Genomic DNA, 16497 nt, shown 5'->3' on the forward strand with positions numbered 1-16497 from the left:
CTGCTACGCGTGTAGCGATCGCCTCGGGGTCTGCTGCGCACCCCGTCGTTCCTCGGGGACTCCGGAAACCCGGCCGGACCCGGGCCCGCGACCGGGGCGTCCCGCGGGTGCCGGCAACAGCCCCGGACCGGCTCCTCGGCTTCGGCACTCCCGGGAGCATGTCCGGGCTGGGGCGCCGAGCCCTCGGTGTCAGCCCAGCTCGGCCTTCAGCCAGTGCCGGACCTCCGGGGTCACCGGGTCGGTGATGTCGGTGAAGTCGTCGTGCTTGGTGAGGAACTTGGCGACGTACGGGCAGATCGGCACGATGCGCCGGCCGGTGGCGCGCACGTCGGTCAGGGCTTCCCGGACCAGTACGGAGGCAAGGCCCTGGCCCGCGTACTCCTCGTCGACCACGGTGTGGAAGAACACTCGCTGCGTGCCGTGGTCGCGGTACTCGGTGAACCCGGCGGGCTTCCCGTCGACGAGGATCTCGTACCGGTTGCGTTCGTCGGCGGGCCGGACGACGTGGGTGGCGGACGGCTGGGTCATGGCGGACCTTCCGGAGGTGTCGGCGCGCGGAGCCCGCGCGCGGGGCGGCGTACTGCCGCCCATCATGCCGGAGCCCCGGCCGTAAACGATCACCGCTCCGTTGGTCCGTTGGTCTGATGGTCCGTTGGTCTGTTGGTCCGGCGGGTCTGCGGATGGGTCATCGGCCCGTCGTGGGCCCGGTCCGACCGGACGCCGCGCCCGGGTGAGCAATGCCGCCGCCGTCGGCTGAGTAGGAGTACTCATGACAACCGCCGTGGGGCGGGGCAGGATGCGGTCATGAAGATGATCAAGGGGGCGGGAGTTCGGGTCGGCGTGCCGGCGGCGCTGGCGGCGCTGGCCGTGTCGGTGGCCGGGTGCGGGACGCAGCGGTCGGGGGAGGCCGCCGGCGCCGGCGGCGGACCGGCGCGTACCGCGACCGCGGGGCCGGGCACGCCGCTCGACCCGTCGTGCCCGGGTGAGACGCCCACGCCGACGCCGACGCGAACGTCCACCGGCTCCGCTCCGAACCCGGCACTCGGCGACCACTACGCGGAGAACAACGGATTCAAGGTCCCCCTCCCGCTGCACGGCCGGCACCGTTGCGAGGGGCTCGCGGCCGCGGCCCGCATCAGGAGCGCGCTCGAACCGCTGCGCCTTCGCGGCGACTTCACCCCCGAGAGCAGCCGCAACGCACTCACGTCCCTCGGCTACGCCGAGGGAAAGGTGCAGGTGCACCAGAACGGGCCCGCCGGGATCTCCTTCCTCGTCGACGCCTCGCCGCTCTGCCTGGAGGGCAGGATGGACGCGGCCGTCACCAGGACGGAATCCTTCGGCGGCTACCCCGACCACACCGGCTGTGACGTCCCTTCGGGCGGTCACTGACACCGCGCGGACCCTGAGGCGGTCGAGAGCACCCGTCGCGCATCGGGCCTTCCCGCTCGGTGGGGGCGTGCTCGCCCCCGGAAGCCGGTGGCCGCTACTCGTGCTCGGGGGCGAAGGGGCCCTCGTCGACGAAGCGGCGCAGCTGACGTGCGAAGGCCCGGGCCTCCTCCGGCGGCCAGGCGGCCAGTGAGGACTCGATGCCGGCGGCCATCCGCCGCCTGGTGGCCGACACGACGTCGTGGCCCTCCTCGGTGAGTGCGAGCAGGGTCGCGCGGCCGTCGGCGGGGTCGGGCTGGCGCTGGAGCAGGGCGGCCCGCTCCAGCCGGTCGGCTCGGCGGGTCACGGTGGTGCGGTCCAGGCCGATCTCGCGGCCGAGGTCGGCGGCGCTGCACGCCCCGGCCCGGGCCAGGCCGCTGAGGACGGGGTAGGTGAGCTCGTCTACCGCCTCCCCGAGCCCGGCGGTCAGCCGGGTGTAGAGGTGTGCGCGGGTGCTGCGGCGCAGCAGCAGGCCCAGCGCTTCGGCGATGTCGTGTCCGGTCGAGTTCTCCACCCCTCCAGATTAGCGTGCGCGGCGCACGCTTCTCCTGTACAGTCATAAGCGTGCTTGAGGCACGCATATTCGATCGACCGACGGCGGGGCACCCCCGCACGCAACCGAAGGAATCCCCGTGAACCGCACCGACATCCGCGCCGCCCTGACCGACCTGCTCCTCACCCCGGGCCTCGACCTGGACGAGGCCGCCGACCGGCACTTCGCCCCCGACTACCGCCAGCGCACCGACGGCGAGTGGGCCGACCGCACCGAGTTCCTCACCCACATCGCCCACCTGCGCAAGGTCGTGGCCGGCGGCACGGTGGAGGTGCACGACGAGCTCGTGGTGGGCGACCGCTACGCCGACCGCCACACCGTGGACGTGACCAAGACCGACGGGTCCACCGTCCGTATGGAGGTCTACCTCTTCGGTGAGTTCGCGCCCGACGGCCGCTTCCGCCGGATCGAGGAGACGACCCTCATGCTCGCAGGCGCCGAGCACGACCGGAACCTCGGCAGCGCCCGCTGAACACCGGCCGCCGGGAGCCGACCGTGCGGGGGAGCGGTGGGCGGGGCTCGGTCGGCCCGCTGCTCCTCCTTCGGTCCGGGCCTGCGTCGCGGCCGGGGGGAGTCCGGCCGCGACGAGGTGCACCGCTGCCGCCTCGATGTCAGGTGTCAGCTGTCAGGCGTCAGCGCTGCGGGCCGGGCGGGGTGGTGGTCGGCGGGGCCGTGGCCGTCTCGGTGGGGTTGCCCGGCTCCGGCTCCGGCTTCGGCGGCGCCGGGTCGGGGATGAAGGCCATCGGCAGGGGCAGCTTGGGGGCGCCGCGCAGGGCCTGGTTCATGGCGTCCCGCCAGATCGGCCCGGGCCCGTCGGCCCCGAACACCTCGTCGTGGTGCTTCCCGTTGATGGTGATGTTGCGCATCTCGACGCCGCCCGCAGGGCCGCCGAGCCAGACGGCGGTGGCGAGCTGCGGCGTGTAGCCGCTGAACCAGGCCGCCTTCTTGTGGTCCGAGGTGCCGGTCTTGCCGGCGATCTGCCGGTTGCCCTCCAGGTTGAGCGCGGCGCCGGTGCCGTTCTCGGCGGTCACGCCGTTCAGGACGGTGTTCAGCGCCTGCGCCGTCGAGCCGGAGAACACCTGCTGGCAGTGGCCGGCCGGGGTGGGAACGTCCTTGCCGTCCACCGTGGTGATCCTGTTGATGGCGATCGGGGCGCAGTACTTGCCGCGGGCGGCGAAGGTCGCGTAGACGTTCGCCATGGTGAGGGGGCTCAACTCCTCGACGCCGAGGGCCATCGCGGGGACCTCCTCCAGCGGCTTCCCGCTGGCCTTGGCGTTGATGCCGAGTTTGTTGGCCATCTGCTTGACCGCGCAGAGGCCGATCTCCTGTTCCATCTGCACGAAGTAGGTGTTGACCGAGAGGGCCATCGCCTTCTTGAGCTGGTACGGCCCCTTCTCGTTCGCGGATTCGTTGGGCACCACCGTCCTGGGCCGGGCGTCGTTCCTCCAGGTCCCGTCGCAGGTCTTCATCGTCGGGTATTCGAGCCGGTTCGGCGACGAGTACTCCCGGGTCGCCGGCAGGCCGGCCTCCAGTGCCGCGGCCGCGACGACCGGTTTGAACGTCGAGCCTGGCTGGAAGCCGTTGCCGCCGCCCATCGCCTTGTCGACGTTGAGGTTGACCATCGTCTCGTTCTTGGCCGTCTCCACGCCGTACGGGCGGGTCTGGGCCATCGCCAGGATCTTGCCGGTGCCCGGCTCCATCATGGTCGCGGCGGCCGAGACCGGGTCGGTGACCCGCACGTTGCTGCTGACCGCGTTCTGTGCGGCGGCCTGCTTGTCCGGGTCCAGGGTGGTGTGGATGTTCAGGCCGCCCTGGTCCCAGAACTTCTTCCGCTCGGCGGCGGTCTTGCCGAAGACCGGGTCGTGCTTGACGACCTCGCGGACGTAGTCGCAGAAGAAGCCCATGCCGGCGTTGGCGGTGATGCAGCCGTTCTGCGGCGTCTTGTACCTCAGGCCCAGCGGTGCCTCCTTCGCCTCCTTGGCCTGGTCCGCGGTGATGTGTCCGGCTTCGAGCATCTTGTCGATCACCACGTTGCGGCGGGTCTGCGCCGCTTGCGGGTGCTGCCTCGGGTCGTACGCCGTGGGGTTCTGCACGAGGCCCGCGAGGGTGGCGGCCTCGGCGACGGTGAGGTCCCTGTTGCTCTTGCTGAAGTACCGCTGGGAGGCGGCCTCCACGCCGTAGGCGCCGTTGCCGTAGAAGGTGATGTTCAGGTAGTTGGTGAGGATCTGATCCTTGCTCAGTTCCTCCTCCAGCTTGATCGCGATCTTCAGTTCCTGGATCTTGCGGCCCAGGGTCTTGCGCTGCGCCTCGCGCACGGCGTCCGGGTCGTCGCCGGCCTTCTCGACGTTGACGTTCTTCACGTACTGCTGCGTCAGCGTCGAGGCGCCCTGTGAGGCGGTTCCGCTCTCCGCGTTCTTGCCGAGGGCGCGCAGGATGCCCTTGAGGTCGATGGCGCCGTGCTCGTAGAAGCGGGCGTCCTCGATGTCCACCTGCGCCTTGCGCATGTAGGGCGACATCCGGTCGGCCGCGAGGACGGTGCGGTCGCGCTCGTAGACCTTGGCGATCAGCGCGCCCTTGGCGTCGAAGATCTGGGTCGCCTGGGTGAGCGGCGGCGTCTTGAAGTCGTCGGGGATGTTCTCGAAGCCCTCCGCCGTGTCCATGGCGGTCAGACCGAGCGCCCCGGCCGCGGGCAGGGCGATGCCCGCCAGGAGCACGCCGGAGACCACGCTGACGCCCAGGAAGGTCGCACCGTGGCGGGCCAGTCGAAGCGGCGACGTCCTGGCCGGAGGGACGGCTGGGTCATCGGTGGAATTCCCGGTCGGCGGGATATTTGAGGCCATGTCCGAATGCTAGCCTCCGTATCCAGTGCATCGAACGAATTGCCGGCTGTTTTTGTCGCGACCCTGTAACAGGTGATGCCGCCTTGCTCGCAAGGCATCGAGCGTATACGTACTCACTGGTCGAAGATTGCCGTCGACTTGGCGGTCGGATGTTTTCCGTTGATGGGGTGTGCTCGAATCAGGAATCGCCGGGAGAATTCCGCTGCCCGTCGGCATGTGCCCTGTCGGCTCCGTCCCTTGCCCCTGTGTCCGCGTCCTGGCGCCCGACGCCCCTCCCGTCCAGTGGTCCTGACACTCTTGGAGACGCCGCGGGTGGGGCGAAATGTTGCGTGCACATCGCACCTGGTTGTGTGACGGCCTGTCGTGGCCGCCGTCGGCGGCGCTGCGCCCTCTGTCCGCGCGTGCTCGTGGCCGCCTCGTGTGGCGGCCGGGCTGGCGTCTGCGGGTGGGTCGTCGGGTGGGCCTGTCGGTGGTCGGTCGAGGCCTCGGATCGCGGGCCGTCGGGTCCTTGTGGTTGGCGTGCGCGACCCGCTCAACTAAACGGATGCCTATCCGGTAGTGCTAGCGTATGCATCAAGCGGATAGGTATCCGATTTGGTCGGCGTGATCGTGGGAGGTTGGGGCTGTGGAGCAGCGGGCAGTGGTGACGGCGGGAACCGGCGGCATCGGGTTGGAGACCGCGCTGGGGCTGGCGGCGCGTGGGTTCGCAATGACGGTGGTCGGCCGTGACGCACGGCGGGGTGCAGGCGCGGTCGAGCGGATCTCGGAGGTGTCGACCGGGGGCGAACCCCGCTTCGTGGCGGCCGACCTGGCCTCGCTGGGCGAGGTTCGGGCGCTCGCCGTCCGGCTGGCGGCGGAGGGGCCGCTGAAGGTGCTGGTCAACAACGTCGGCGCGATGTTCGCGCAGCGGCAGCGGACCGTGGACGGGATCGAGGCGACCTTCGCCGTCAACCACCTGTCGCCGTACCTGCTGACCGAGCTGCTGCTGGACCAGCTCCGCGCCGGCGGGCCGAGCCGGATCGTGAACGTCGGCTCCGCGGCCAGCACCCTCGCCAAGCGCACCTTCGCGGCCGTCGAGCCGCCCGGCGGCTACTACGGCTTCCACTGGTACGGCCGGGCCAAGCTCGCCAACCTCGCCTACGCCCTCGACCTGGCCGAGCGGCTTCGCGGCAGCGGCGTCAGCGTCTTCGCGGCCGACCCGGGCGGCGCCGCGACGGATATGACCAACGGCACCCTGAACTCGCCCGCGATCGTCTCGCCGCCCCTGCGCCTGCTGTGGCCGCTGGTGCGCCGGCGGTTCGAGCGCTCCACGGCCGGCCCCGCCTCCGAGGCTGCGCGGTCGTCCGTCGCCGCCGCCACCGACCCCTCGCTCCACGGGCTGACCGGCCTGCTCATCGGCCCGGGTGCGCAGCCCGTCCCGGCCTTCCGCGGCGCCACCGACCCGAAGATCGTCTCTGACGTCCTCCGGCTCAGCCGACAGCTCACGGACCGATGGGTGGGCGTGTGACGGGGCCGCCGAGGTCATGGCGGGTCATCAGGACGCCTGCGGCGCAGCCGCGTCCTTGAGGCGCCCGATCGGCCGGCCGCCGTCAGCGCGGCGGGCGCAACCCTTCCAGCAGGACGTCGAGGTAGAGCTCCCGACGGGCTTCGTCGTAGTCGCCGGAGCGCAGCGCGTGCTCGATGCCGCAGAGCAGGCGGCGCACGTCGCCGGGCCCGAGGTCGCGCCGGACGGCGCCGGTCAGGAGGGCGCGGTCGAGCAGCTGCGCCACGGCCCGGTCCAGCTCCGCCTTCAGGGCCGCCGTCTCCGGCTCGGTGTCGCTGGCGGACTCCAGCACGGAGGCGAAGCCGGTGTCCTCCAGCGCGCGGCCGAGGGTGAACCGCAACAGCCGGTGCAGGCCGGCCAGGGCGTCCTCGTCGTCGGCCGCGGCCCGGGCCTCGGCCACCAGCTCCCGGAACCGTTCGGCCGACAGAGCCTCCATCAACGCGAGGCGGTTGGGGAAGTGCCGGTACACGGTTCCCACGCCCACGCCGGCGAGCCGGGCGATGGTGTTCAGCTGGAGCGAGTCGTCGCCGGCGGCCAGCTGCTCGCGGGCGGCCTGCAGCACCCGGGCGCGGTTGCGTGCGGCATCCGCCCTCAGTACTGGCACCTGCTCGGCCTTCGGCGTCATCGTCCCAGCATAATCGGCCCCTGCCCCGGCCCGGCGAGGAGCGCCGGCCCCGGGGTCAGCCGCTGTCCGCGGAGCGCTGTCCGGGGACGGACCGGCCCCGGTCGTGCTGCAGCGCGCGGAGGTCGGCGAACATCCCCGGTGCTGCGGCCAGCTCGTCGAAGCCGCCCTCCTGGATCACCCGGCCGTGGTCGAGCACCACGATCCGGTGCGCGACCCGGGTGTTCTCCAGGTTGTGGGTGACCAGCACGGTGGCGCAGTTCCTCGCGATCTCGGCGAGCCCGGTGAAGATCCGGTGCTCGGCGCGCGGGTCCATCGCGCTGGTCGGCTCGTCGAGGATCAACAGCGTCCCGCTGCGCGCCCGGTGGAAGGCGGCGGCGGTGACCACCCGCTGCCACTGGCCCTCGCTGATCTCGGCGCCGCCCCAGAACTCCTTGGCCAGCAGGGTGTCCAGGCCGTCGTCCAGCTCGGCGATCACCTCGTCGGCGCCGGTGGCGGCCGCGGCCTGAAGCACGGCCCCGTCACCGTCCTCGCGGGGCTGCCCCAGGGTGATGTTCTGCCGCACGGTCAGCGGCCAGTGTGAGAAGTCCTGCTGCACCAGCGCCGTCTGCCGCCACAGCAGGTCGGGGTCCATCGCACGGGTGGAGACGTCGTCCCAGGTCACCTCCCCGGCGTCGGGCAGGGTGAGGCCGCACAGGAGCTTCATCAGCGTGGACTTCGCCGCCCCGTTGACCCCGACCACCGCGACGATCTCACCCCGGCGGACGTGGAAGTCCACCCCGCGCAGGGCGACCCGGTCCGAGTTCGGGTAGGCGAAGGTGACGCCCTTCGCCTCGATCACCGACGTGGCCGGCGGCGGCGCTGCGACGCCCCGGTCGAGTCGCTGCGCGCGGGCCATCCCGGTGAACCTCTGCCAGTCCCCGACGTACAGCCCGGTGCGGTGGACGGCCGCCGAGTAGTTCGCGGCCGAGTGCAGATCGGCGGCGGCCGACCGGAGCGCGATGACCGCCGTACCGGCCGAGGCGAGGGTGACGTGGCCGTTGGCCAGGAGCCAGGCCAGGCCGCCCCAGACCAGGAACGCCCCGGCGCCGGAGGCGACCGCCCCGTAGAGACCGAGCACCGCGCTGCGCTGCGCGGCGGTGTCCGTGGCGTCGGTGACCTTGGCGGCGGCCCGCCGGTAGATCCGCAGCAGGAACGGCGCGAAGGTGTTGGAGCGGACCTCGGCCGCCGAGCGGCGGTCGCACAGGTGCCAGCGCAGGACGTTCGCCGCACGGCTCGCGCCGAAGGTCGCCATCATCGCCCGGTAGAAGGCGTTGGCCGCCGCCGTGCGCGCGAGGGCCTGCGGGATCACCGCGACCACGAGCAGCGGGAGCAGCACGGGGTGGATCGTGGCGATCACGATGCCGGCCGCCGCCAGGCCTGCGGTGTGGCCGATGACGTCGCGGGTCTGCGAGAGCAGGTCCCGGGTGGCACCGGCGCCCCGGTCGCCCGCGTCCCAGGCGGCCTGGAACCTCGGGTTGTCGTAGGCGACGACCTCGGCGCGGGTGGCGGCGTCGATCAGCTCCAGCTCGGCGGCCCGCGCGATCTTCGGGCCGATCCGCTCGGCGGCCCACTCGCTCGCGATGCGCAGCAGGGCGGCCGTCCCGGTCATCGTGGCGAGGAACACCACGGACGGGACGGAGCGGGTCAGGCGGTCGGCCACGGTGCCGGTGCCGGTCACCAGCTGCGTGATCATCCCGGTGGTGGCCAGCAGGCCGAGGGCCTGGGCGGCGGCCGACGCCACCGCGCAGCCGAGGAGCACGACCAGGGCGCGCCGGTCGGCCTGCCGTCCGAGGCGCAGCGCCAGGACGAGGAGCCTGGGGAGGGCGCGGGCGGTGGCCCGCAGGGTGGTCTTGCTGCCGTCGATGATCTCGGCGTCGCTGCCCGGGGGCTGCCACTCCATCATCGCGGAGTCGTCCGTGCCGTCGTCCGTTGCGGTGGTGGCGAAGGTGCTGGCGGTGGTGCTCAAGCGGCGGCCCCCCCGACGTGAGCTGGTGAACTCAGATGATTTACAAGGAAGTTGATGGCGCTCCAGGGGTCTTCCATGGCGCTGCATCCTGCCGCTGTTCGATCGGGGCGTTCAACCCGGGCGGTTCCGGGCGAGCCTCGGCCGAAGGGTGGGATTTCGATTCCCGGCCGCCGCCCGTCGTTCCCCGGCGGTCCTCGGCCGGCCACGCTGTGACTGCTCACGCTTGTTGGCGATTGCTCACGTCTGTTGGCGAAACCGGCCATGGAGCCGATCAGGTCAGTGCGACGCTTCTAGATAGGTGACACCTGATCGCGACGGTTGACACTGAGGTCTGGAGGCGGGCTGTGCCAGACCCCAACGTGGTTGGAGGTGACTACCAGAGCCAGCGGTCGAGGAACTCGGCCCAGATGTAGCCGTCGAAGGCCGGTGGGTCGATCATCTTGAGCTCCTCCGCGAGCAGGCCCAGTTCGGCGAGAGCCTCCTCTTCTTGGTCGTCCGGATCGCTGAGGATGTCCGACTGGCTGACACGCAGGCCGTAGTGGTGCAGGCTCTGCAGCCACAAGTGGATGGAGGAGTTGGCGAACCATGCCTCACCCCCGGGTAAAACGTAGTAGACCGTCCCCCTCCCGGGTTCGACACCTTCTCCACTCCTGCCCAGGCGGTGACGGCGCCGGAGTAGATCCGGCCTTTGCCCAGCCTCGGTGCGGCCCGTCGGCAGCAGGGTGTAGTTCCACGCGCCGCACTGCTGGTGGGCTTCGATCGGCAGCGCCTTGGCCTCGGCTTTGCTCACCGCGACGCCCAACGAATAGACGCCGGTGTCCAGTTCGGCCTCGATCCGCAGCCCGGTTCGAGCGACTTGGTGGTCCACCGCAGCGGAGACATCGGATCACCGCGCTCATCCGGTTCCACCACTGCCATCAGTGCAGGGAGCAGGCCCGGATCCACCTGCTCTGCCCGCCTGCGTCCACCCCCGGGTCGCCGGACGCGTCCCTGGGCGAGGGCCCGGTCACCCGACTCCAGTTCGAAAACACCGCTGCGGACGGTGGTCTCGCTGTCGCCACTGATCCGCGCGACCGTACGGACGCCGCCGTGCCCGATCAGCCTCGCCTCGGTCGCGAGCAGCAGACGCCGCTGCCGCTCGTCCAGGACCGGGAACAACACCTCGAAACGCGCAGTGAGTTGACGGCGCACGGCCTCCGATATCGCCATACCACTTCAACGACCTCGCAGCGGAAAGGCGACAGGTTGATTCTTTACGGCCGCACCTCATGCGGGCATCGTTTCGATACGCGGCCCGCCAGGACTGGGACAAGACCTCCCGCGCGCTCAAGCCGATCTACACCGCGCCGACTGCCGACGCCGCCGAGGAACGCTTCCCGGAGTTCCAGGAAGAATGGGGCGCCAAGTATCCGGCGATCGTTCGGCTCTGGTCGAACGCCTGGGCCGAGTTCGTGCCGTTCCTGCAGTTCGACGCGGAGATCCGCCGGGTCGTCTGCACAACCAACGCGATCGAGAGCGTGAACGCCCGCATACGCAAGGCCGTCCGCGCCCGGGGGCACTTCCCGAACGAGGCCGCCGCGCTGAAGTGCGTCTACACGGCCGTCATGAGCCTGGACCCCACCGGCCAGGGACGCAAACGCTGGACCATGCGCTGGAAGCCCGCGCTCCAGGCCTTCGACATCGCCTTCGACGGCCGACTCTCCGTCGGCCGCCGGTAACCCACACAGAACGAGATACACCAGTCGCTGGACACACCCGTTGCTCGGCTGGATTCGACACCCACGAGCTGTGCGGGAGGCCCCACTTTCATGCCCTCCCGACCAGAAGATCACCCGACCGAGACGGCAGACTCGAACCCACGATCACCAAGCTCGATTGAGCAACGGCTAGTTCTTCTCACCAACATTCTTCGGCCTCCCGGCCGACGGGTGCTGCTGGAACCCACCAACAAGTGTTCTCACTTGCAACCTACGCAGCCAGGTACTGGACCCGGACCAGCGTGTTCGCACAAATACGCCCCGCAGGACCCGCAGGTGAACTCCGAGTCCCACCACAACGCATCATGCAGGACAAACTGGTTCACTTGCCGGACCGCCATGCTGCCGCACTTGCAACGCGACGCGGTCTTCGCCGCCTGACCAGTCACCAGGGCTCCTCGATGTTCCACTCCCGCGGCAAATCCTCGCCGCAGAAGACGCAGACGAAGTCCTCCTCGCGCACGACGTTGAGCTCCCGGCAGGAGCGACAAAGGCGGAAGACCACCTCGTGCGTGAACCCGGACGGGTGCTGGATCCCGATCCGATCCAGGGCCTCGGCCACAGCCAGCCATGAGCCGACGTCCGGGCAGTAACCGGTCGACTGGTTGGTGACCTCCTCGATCACCCACCGCCCGGACTCCTCACGGAAGCTCATCTCACCGGCGCTCAGCACCTCTCCGCCCCCAGCGCACACCACGTGCTCGCTGCGGCGCGGAGCCAGGCGCACCACCCCGGCGCCATCAACTACGAACGTGAACGGCTCGGCCAACTCTTCCGGGGTCAGCGCCGAGGCCCACTCGCCGAAGTCTGCCAACGAGCGGATACTCCGACCCTCACCCCCCGGCCGGACGAGTGCCTTCAGCTCAGCCGGACCCACATACCGGTACCTCTGCCCCCGCATCTCCACGCGCACCAACCTAATGGTTCACACGGCAGTTGGCGTGCTGGGTCACAGCTCTCCGTGACCGAGGCGAGCCTTGATTCGCCAACTATCGCGAGCGAGACGCGCCAACTGGGCTGTGCAGAACGCGCCGCAAGCAGGCACGATGTCGGTCGCACTCGCCAACAAGCGTGAGCAGTCACAGCCGTGCGCGGTGGCAGGGGGGACGGTGGCTGTCGTGGTTGCGCCGCTCGCAGGCACCCCGGTGGGCCGGGCGGCGGCCGTCTCCGGCCCGGGGCGGGTATTCCCTCGTCGGGAGGAGCGGTCGGCCTCCTGCGGGCCGGGCGTCACCCCGGTCGTCCTCGACGGCATCGACCTGTTCGGCCACCCCGCCGCCGACATCCCGGACGCCCCGGGCCACGACCTCCCCCGGGCCGCCGGCTCGAACTCCAGCGCCGTCGCGGCTGCCTGGCGGCCGTCCGCCTGTGTGTCACCACCGGGTGCGCAGGCGCGGGGTGGGCAGCGGGAGGGCGAGCGGTGCGGGCTTCCGCGCACGCTGGTGAGGGCCGCGCCTGCGCCACACGCGTCAGCGCGAGACGCGGGCCTCGATGCCGTCGAGGAGGAAGTCGAGGCCGGCCCGGAAGGTCTGGTCGGCGTCCAGGTGGGGCCCGTCGCGCACGACCGTGGCCAGCGCGGGGAAGCGGCCCGTCGCGAAGGTCCGCTCCAGGTAGGGCCCGAAGGCGGCCTGCCACTGCTTCTTGTCCATCCCGGTGGCCCGCTCGGCGCGCCGCTCGGTGATCTCCCGGCGTACCGCGCCGATCACGTACGCGTTGACCGCGGCGATCGCCGGCACGGCGGTGTCCAGGTCGACGCCGCCCGTCGCGGCCGCCACGGCTTCCCCGCAGGCCAGCGTGTGCGGCCCGAGCTGTGGCCGTCCACCGATCAGGTCGGCGAGCCATTCGTGCTGGTGGACGGCCTGCCGAGTGGCTTCGGCAAGGGAGTGCAGGACTTGTCGCCAGCCGTCTCCGGCCGGCCGGATCTCGGCGTGGACCGCATCGACCATCAGGTCGAGCAATTCGTCCTTGGTGGCGATGTAGCCGTACAGCCGCATCGGCCCGACGTTCAGCGCGGCGGCGACCTTGCGCAGCGACACCGCCTCCAGGCCGTCCGCGTCGGCCAGTCGGATCGACGCCCGTACGATCCGCTCGCGGCTCAGCGGGGCCGGCGACGGTCGATCCAGCGGCTCCGGCCGCTCCCACACCAACATGCCGCCGACGATACATCGTCAGTGATACGGTGCCGTCGGGGAATACAGTGTATCGACCGATACGGTGAATCGGGGGATGTTCATGACCATCGCCATCGTCGGAGCCGGCCTGGGCGGCCTGGCTCTGGCCCGCGTGCTGCACGTGAACGGCATCGACGCGATCGTCTACGAACGGGAGTCGTCGCGCGGCGCGCGCGGTCAGGGCGGTATGCTCGATCTGCACGCCGGGACCGGGCAGCGCGCGATGCGCGAGGCCGGCCTGATCGACCGGTTCCACGCGATCGCCCGGCGTGCGGGCCAGGACCTGCGCCTTCTGGAGCCGGACGGCACCCTGCTGCTGCAGGAGGACACGCCCGACGACGCCCCGCTCGACCGACCTGAGGTCGACCGCGCCGATCTGCGCACCCTGCTGCTGGATTCCCTCCCCGACCACGTGGTGCGCTGGGGGTGCGCGTTCGAATCCGCCGACGACGGCCTGCTGCACTTCGCCGACGGCACCAGTGCGCCGTACGACCTGCTGGTCGGCGCCGACGGCGCGAACTCCCGCGTCCGTGCGCTGCTCACCGACGCCCGGCCGGTGCACACCGGCCAGAACGTCGTCGAGCTCGGCATCCCCGACATCGACCGCACCCACCCCGGCCTCGCCGCGATGGTCGGACGCGGCAACTACTGGGTGCTCGGCAACGGGCAGTCGCTGTCGGCGCAGCGGAACGGCGACGGCTGCGTACGCATCTACCTCAGCTTCCACCGCACCGCCGAGGACTGGCTCGCCACCAGCGGGATCCCGTTCGACGACCCGGCCGCCGCCCGGGAGCGGCTGATCGACCTGTTCGACGGCTGGGACCCGCAGGTCACCGCACTGATCGCGGCCGGCGGCGACACGATCCTGCCGCGGCCGATCACCACGCTCCCGGTCGGCCTGACCTGGCAGTCGACGCCGGGTGTCACGCTGCTCGGCGACGCCGCGCACCTGATGCCGCCGGTGGGACAGGGCGCCAACATGGCGCTGCTCGACGGCGCCCTGCTCGGCCGCGCGCTGGCCGCGCATCCGCAGGACCATGTCGCCGCCGTCGGGGAATACGAACGCGAGATGTTCGAACGCACCAGCGCCGCCGGCCGGCAGTCCGCGTACGTCCAGGAGATCCTGGCGTCGCCGGACGCCGGCCGGAAGATGCTCGCGTTCTTCCAGCCCGCCTGAAGGCAACCGGATGTGGTGGGTCGCCTTCGGATCCGCTTCTGGCTCACACGTTGGCCCTGGGACGTCGGCGCTGGGACGTCGGCGCCGGTACCGGGGTGCCGGCGCCGGGACGCCGACGATCCCGCTCCGCTGATCGGACTTCCACAAGTTCGTCACAGGAGCGCCGGCCCCTGGCCTCGACGGCCAGGTCCCTGAGAGCATCGTCGCCGGGCATCGGGGAGGTGCCCGGGGACGCGAGCGAGGGGGCGCAATGAACGCGCCGATCAAGGACGCGAGGCCGCCCGGCGGATTCCGGCGGATCGCCGGACCGGTCGCCCGCGGGTTGACCCAGGCCCTGCTACTGCTGGCCGGACTGGCCGGCACGGTGCTCGGCTTCACCTGGTTCGTCGGGGGCTACGACGCGGTGGGCGCCTACCGCCGCGCCCCGGTGTGCGGCACGCCGGCGGCCACGCCCGGCACGGACTGCCTCCTGCACGAGACCGGGAAGGTGACGGCGCGGTTCATCCGCCGCGGCGACGACGACAGCTACGAGCTGACCGTGGCGCGCGAGACGGCCCCTGAACACGGCTACTCGGTCGGCAGGGCCTTCTACGACGACGCACAGGTCGGAGCGGACCTGGACCTGTCGGTCTTCCGGGGGCGCGTGTCCGAACTCTCCTACCAGGGGCACCGGGCCCAGAACCCGATCACACCTTGGCTGACCGCCTTCCAGGTGGCCCTGCTGGCCGGCCTGGGGTCGGCCCTCACCGCCCAGGGCCTGGCCTGGTGGCGTTCCGGCCTCCAAGCGCTCCCCTTCGGCGCCGCCGTCTTCGTCGTCTTCTGCTCGTTCTTCGCCGGCCTCTTCCTCATGTCGGCGCAGTGGCCGTCGGCCGTCACCCTGGGCGTCCCGGTCCTCAGCTGGCTGGTCGTGACCGTCGGGATCGCGGCGGGTGCCATGGGGGAGGACTGACGCGTGCGGCCCCGGGCCGTGCCGAGGGTGACCGGCTCTCGGATTCCGTCGTTCGGTGAGACCGCCGACCGCTGACCGCCGACCGCTGACCGCTGACCGCCGACCGCTGACCGCCGGTGCCAGGCGTGCGGTGGCGGCTGCCCTGCCCGGTGCGCCTGCACGCTGACCTGCTCGTATGCCACCCTGAGGACTTGAGTCGAAAGTCTGTTCGAACTATTTTGGAGGGGTGACCTCCGCAGTTCCGTTCTCCCGTGCCGCCCGCCCCGAGACGGCCCCCGGCGATGCCGAGCGCGCGCCCCGTGAGCTGATGACGCTGCCCGGCGTCTCCCGGGACGTGCGCCGGTGGCGCCTTGTCGAGATCCGGCTCGGCGGGCGGTGGCGGCCCGGGATGCTCACCGTCTGGCGGCGCCCGCCCGGCGGCGCGATGTGGGTGGTGCACGTGCGGTGGGCCGAGGGCGGGGCTGCTCCGGGGGAGGAGGGCTGGGGCTGGTTCCTGTTCGACCCGCAGCGGATCCGCCCGGTGCCCGAGCCCGCGGGCCCGCCGCCGACCGCCGCGCCCTACTCTGGCACCTGGCAGGACGCGGTCGTGGTGCCCCGCGAACTCGCCGGTGCCTCCGATCCCGACGGTGCCGACCGGTGCTGGCGCCTCGCCTGGCTCCGCATGGACGGCGGATGGCGCTCCGCCCTGGTCACGGCCCGGCGCCGCCCGGGGCCGGGACTGCCGTGGATCGCGGACACCCGCTGGGGCGAGGACAGGGCGACGGCCTGGGTGATCGCCGACCCCGCCGTCCTCAGGCCGCACTCGCCTGCCGCCCACTGACCGGGCCGGTCGGCCCGGAAGTCGCCCCGCGGCGGCGGTGGCGTCATCCCGTGCAGGCCGGGCGTCGTCGGGTGCGGGCCGGAACCTACGGGCCCGGGGCGGACGGCTCGGGACGGGTCGGCGGGTCGGCCCGGAGGTGGTCGGCGGCCTCGGCCGCGGTGTAGGACGACGCGAAGGTGAACGCGCGGGGGGAGGGTCCGTGCACCCGCAGGTCCGCCAGGCGGCCCATGGCCTCGTCGAGGCTCGGGCGGTGGCCGGCGGGGACCCACCAGAGGACGAGGTGGGCCTCGACATGCCGGTCGAACCACTCGCGGCGTCGCCGCAGCGCCTCCAGGTGTCCGCTGCGGTAGGCGTAGTCCCACAGGGCCTCCTGGCTCTCCCACACCGACATGTTGACGATGACGTCCTCGCCCGCCGGGCGCAGGCCGGTGGCGTCGCCGGCCCCGTCCTCCACGAGGCGCCAGACAAAGCCCGGGGCGCCGTTCGCGGCGGCGTTGACCGGGTCGAGCAGTTCGACGAACGGCGCGATGCGCGGGTCGTCGATGGGGTGGAGGAGCGTGGCGACGTTGAGTTGGGCCAGGTGGAAGGCGTGCGGGGGTGAGGTCATGGCGTCATCCCAGCATGGCCGGCGTTTC

General features: G+C 71.6%; 16 protein-coding genes and 1 pseudogene. 7 read left to right on the forward strand and 10 right to left on the reverse strand.

Features of this window, described 5'->3' with window-relative positions:
- Nucleotides 1-189 precede the first annotated feature (189 nt).
- Entirely contained in the window at nt 190-528 is a 339-nt protein-coding gene (locus ACF9IK_RS35140) for a GNAT family N-acetyltransferase (protein ID WP_395298107.1), read from the reverse strand.
- Between the two features lie 276 nt (nt 529-804).
- Here ACF9IK_RS35140 and ACF9IK_RS35145 point away from each other — a divergent pair, with 276 nt between their 5' ends.
- Nucleotides 805-1389 carry a hypothetical protein gene (locus ACF9IK_RS35145; RefSeq protein WP_395298108.1) on the forward strand — a complete coding sequence of 195 codons (585 nt, stop codon included), beginning with the start codon at nt 805-807 and terminating at the stop codon, nt 1387-1389.
- A 94-nt stretch (nt 1390-1483) separates the two neighbouring features.
- Here the strand turns inward: ACF9IK_RS35145 and ACF9IK_RS35150 are convergent, their stop codons facing one another.
- Nucleotides 1484-1939, reverse strand: coding sequence for a MarR family winged helix-turn-helix transcriptional regulator (locus ACF9IK_RS35150; protein WP_395298109.1), 456 nt, complete (start codon nt 1937-1939; stop codon nt 1484-1486).
- A 118-nt stretch (nt 1940-2057) separates the two neighbouring features.
- On the opposite strand from ACF9IK_RS35150, the gene ACF9IK_RS35155 reads away from it, so the two are divergent.
- Nucleotides 2058-2450 carry a nuclear transport factor 2 family protein gene (locus tag ACF9IK_RS35155; RefSeq protein ID WP_395298110.1) on the forward strand — a complete coding sequence of 131 codons (393 nt, stop codon included), beginning with the start codon at nt 2058-2060 and terminating at the stop codon, nt 2448-2450.
- 160 nt (nt 2451-2610) lie between these two features.
- On the opposite strand, the gene ACF9IK_RS35160 is transcribed toward ACF9IK_RS35155, so the two are convergent.
- Entirely contained in the window at nt 2611-4818 is a 2208-nt protein-coding gene (locus ACF9IK_RS35160) for a transglycosylase domain-containing protein (RefSeq protein WP_395298111.1), read from the reverse strand.
- A gap of 625 nt (nt 4819-5443) precedes the next feature.
- Between ACF9IK_RS35160 and ACF9IK_RS35165 the strand changes: the two genes are divergently transcribed.
- Nucleotides 5444-6325, forward strand: coding sequence for an SDR family NAD(P)-dependent oxidoreductase (locus tag ACF9IK_RS35165; protein ID WP_395298112.1), 882 nt, complete (start codon nt 5444-5446; stop codon nt 6323-6325).
- Between the two features lie 82 nt (nt 6326-6407).
- Here the strand turns inward: ACF9IK_RS35165 and ACF9IK_RS35170 are convergent, their stop codons facing one another.
- The 4 genes from ACF9IK_RS35170 to ACF9IK_RS35185 form a co-directional block, all read right to left on the reverse strand.
- Nucleotides 6408-6986, reverse strand: coding sequence for a TetR/AcrR family transcriptional regulator (locus tag ACF9IK_RS35170; RefSeq protein WP_395298113.1), 579 nt, complete (start codon nt 6984-6986; stop codon nt 6408-6410).
- A gap of 55 nt (nt 6987-7041) precedes the next feature.
- The gene (locus ACF9IK_RS35175) at nt 7042-8991 is read right to left on the reverse strand and encodes an ATP-binding cassette domain-containing protein (RefSeq protein WP_395298114.1); all 1950 of its coding nucleotides are present in this window, start codon (nt 8989-8991) and stop codon (nt 7042-7044) included.
- 373 nt (nt 8992-9364) lie between these two features.
- Nucleotides 9365-9859, reverse strand: a complete 495-nt coding sequence (locus ACF9IK_RS35180; RefSeq protein WP_428846390.1) for an ISAzo13-like element transposase-related protein — start codon at nt 9857-9859, stop codon at nt 9365-9367.
- The gene (locus ACF9IK_RS35185) at nt 9778-10200 is read right to left on the reverse strand and encodes a hypothetical protein (RefSeq protein ID WP_428846391.1); all 423 of its coding nucleotides are present in this window, start codon (nt 10198-10200) and stop codon (nt 9778-9780) included. Before ACF9IK_RS35185 ends, ACF9IK_RS35180 begins: the two co-directional genes overlap by 82 nt.
- A 53-nt stretch (nt 10201-10253) precedes the next feature.
- On the opposite strand from ACF9IK_RS35185, the pseudogene ACF9IK_RS35190 reads away from it, so the two are divergent.
- A pseudogene (locus tag ACF9IK_RS35190) lies at nt 10254-10709 on the forward strand (transposase); the annotation flags it as partial.
- A 424-nt stretch (nt 10710-11133) separates the two neighbouring features.
- On the opposite strand, the gene ACF9IK_RS35195 reads toward ACF9IK_RS35190, so the two are convergent.
- Complete coding sequence (locus tag ACF9IK_RS35195) at nt 11134-11649, reverse strand: hypothetical protein (RefSeq protein ID WP_395298774.1); 516 nt, start codon at nt 11647-11649, stop codon at nt 11134-11136.
- Nucleotides 11650-12214: 565 nt separating this feature from the next.
- Complete coding sequence (locus ACF9IK_RS35200) at nt 12215-12895, reverse strand: TetR/AcrR family transcriptional regulator (protein ID WP_395298115.1); 681 nt, start codon at nt 12893-12895, stop codon at nt 12215-12217.
- Nucleotides 12896-12977: 82 nt separating this feature from the next.
- Between ACF9IK_RS35200 and ACF9IK_RS35205 the strand changes: the two genes are divergently transcribed.
- The 3 genes from ACF9IK_RS35205 to ACF9IK_RS35215 all read left to right on the forward strand — a co-directional run bounded on the left by ACF9IK_RS35205 (nt 12978) and on the right by ACF9IK_RS35215 (nt 15862).
- Complete coding sequence (locus ACF9IK_RS35205) at nt 12978-14093, forward strand: FAD-dependent oxidoreductase (RefSeq protein WP_395298116.1); 1116 nt, start codon at nt 12978-12980, stop codon at nt 14091-14093.
- Nucleotides 14094-14343: 250 nt separating this feature from the next.
- Complete coding sequence (locus ACF9IK_RS35210; protein WP_395298117.1) at nt 14344-15042, forward strand: hypothetical protein; 699 nt, start codon at nt 14344-14346, stop codon at nt 15040-15042.
- Between the two features lie 226 nt (nt 15043-15268).
- On the forward strand, nt 15269-15862 hold the full coding sequence (locus tag ACF9IK_RS35215; RefSeq protein WP_395298118.1) for a hypothetical protein: 594 nt from the start codon (nt 15269-15271) through the stop codon (nt 15860-15862).
- 85 nt (nt 15863-15947) lie between these two features.
- Here the strand turns inward: ACF9IK_RS35215 and ACF9IK_RS35220 are convergent, their stop codons facing one another.
- Entirely contained in the window at nt 15948-16469 is a 522-nt protein-coding gene (locus tag ACF9IK_RS35220; protein ID WP_395298119.1) for a DUF3291 domain-containing protein, read from the reverse strand.
- Nucleotides 16470-16497 lie beyond the last annotated feature (28 nt).

The sequence above is a fragment of the Kitasatospora hibisci genome (assembly GCF_043950205.1).
GTDB lineage: Bacteria > Actinomycetota > Actinomycetes > Streptomycetales > Streptomycetaceae > Kitasatospora > Kitasatospora hibisci.

Bases quoted from the DNA above. Each gene is read 5' to 3' on its own strand.
- ACF9IK_RS35145 (WP_395298108.1), top strand. From the start codon at position 805: ATGAAGATGATCAAGGGGGCGGGAGTTCGGGTCGGCGTGCCGGCGGCG.
- ACF9IK_RS35140 (WP_395298107.1), bottom strand. From the start codon at position 528: ATGACCCAGCCGTCCGCCACCCACGTCGTCCGGCCCGCCGACGAACGC.
- ACF9IK_RS35170 (WP_395298113.1), bottom strand. From the start codon at position 6,986: ATGACGCCGAAGGCCGAGCAGGTGCCAGTACTGAGGGCGGATGCCGCA.
- ACF9IK_RS35205 (WP_395298116.1), top strand. From the start codon at position 12,978: ATGACCATCGCCATCGTCGGAGCCGGCCTGGGCGGCCTGGCTCTGGCC.
- ACF9IK_RS35210 (WP_395298117.1), top strand. From the start codon at position 14,344: ATGAACGCGCCGATCAAGGACGCGAGGCCGCCCGGCGGATTCCGGCGG.
- ACF9IK_RS35185 (WP_428846391.1), bottom strand. From the start codon at position 10,200: ATGGCGATATCGGAGGCCGTGCGCCGTCAACTCACTGCGCGTTTCGAG.
- ACF9IK_RS35160 (WP_395298111.1), bottom strand. From the start codon at position 4,818: ATGGCCTCAAATATCCCGCCGACCGGGAATTCCACCGATGACCCAGCC.
- ACF9IK_RS35195 (WP_395298774.1), bottom strand. From the start codon at position 11,649: ATGCGGGGGCAGAGGTACCGGTATGTGGGTCCGGCTGAGCTGAAGGCA.
- ACF9IK_RS35220 (WP_395298119.1), bottom strand. From the start codon at position 16,469: ATGACCTCACCCCCGCACGCCTTCCACCTGGCCCAACTCAACGTCGCC.
- ACF9IK_RS35200 (WP_395298115.1), bottom strand. From the start codon at position 12,895: ATGTTGGTGTGGGAGCGGCCGGAGCCGCTGGATCGACCGTCGCCGGCC.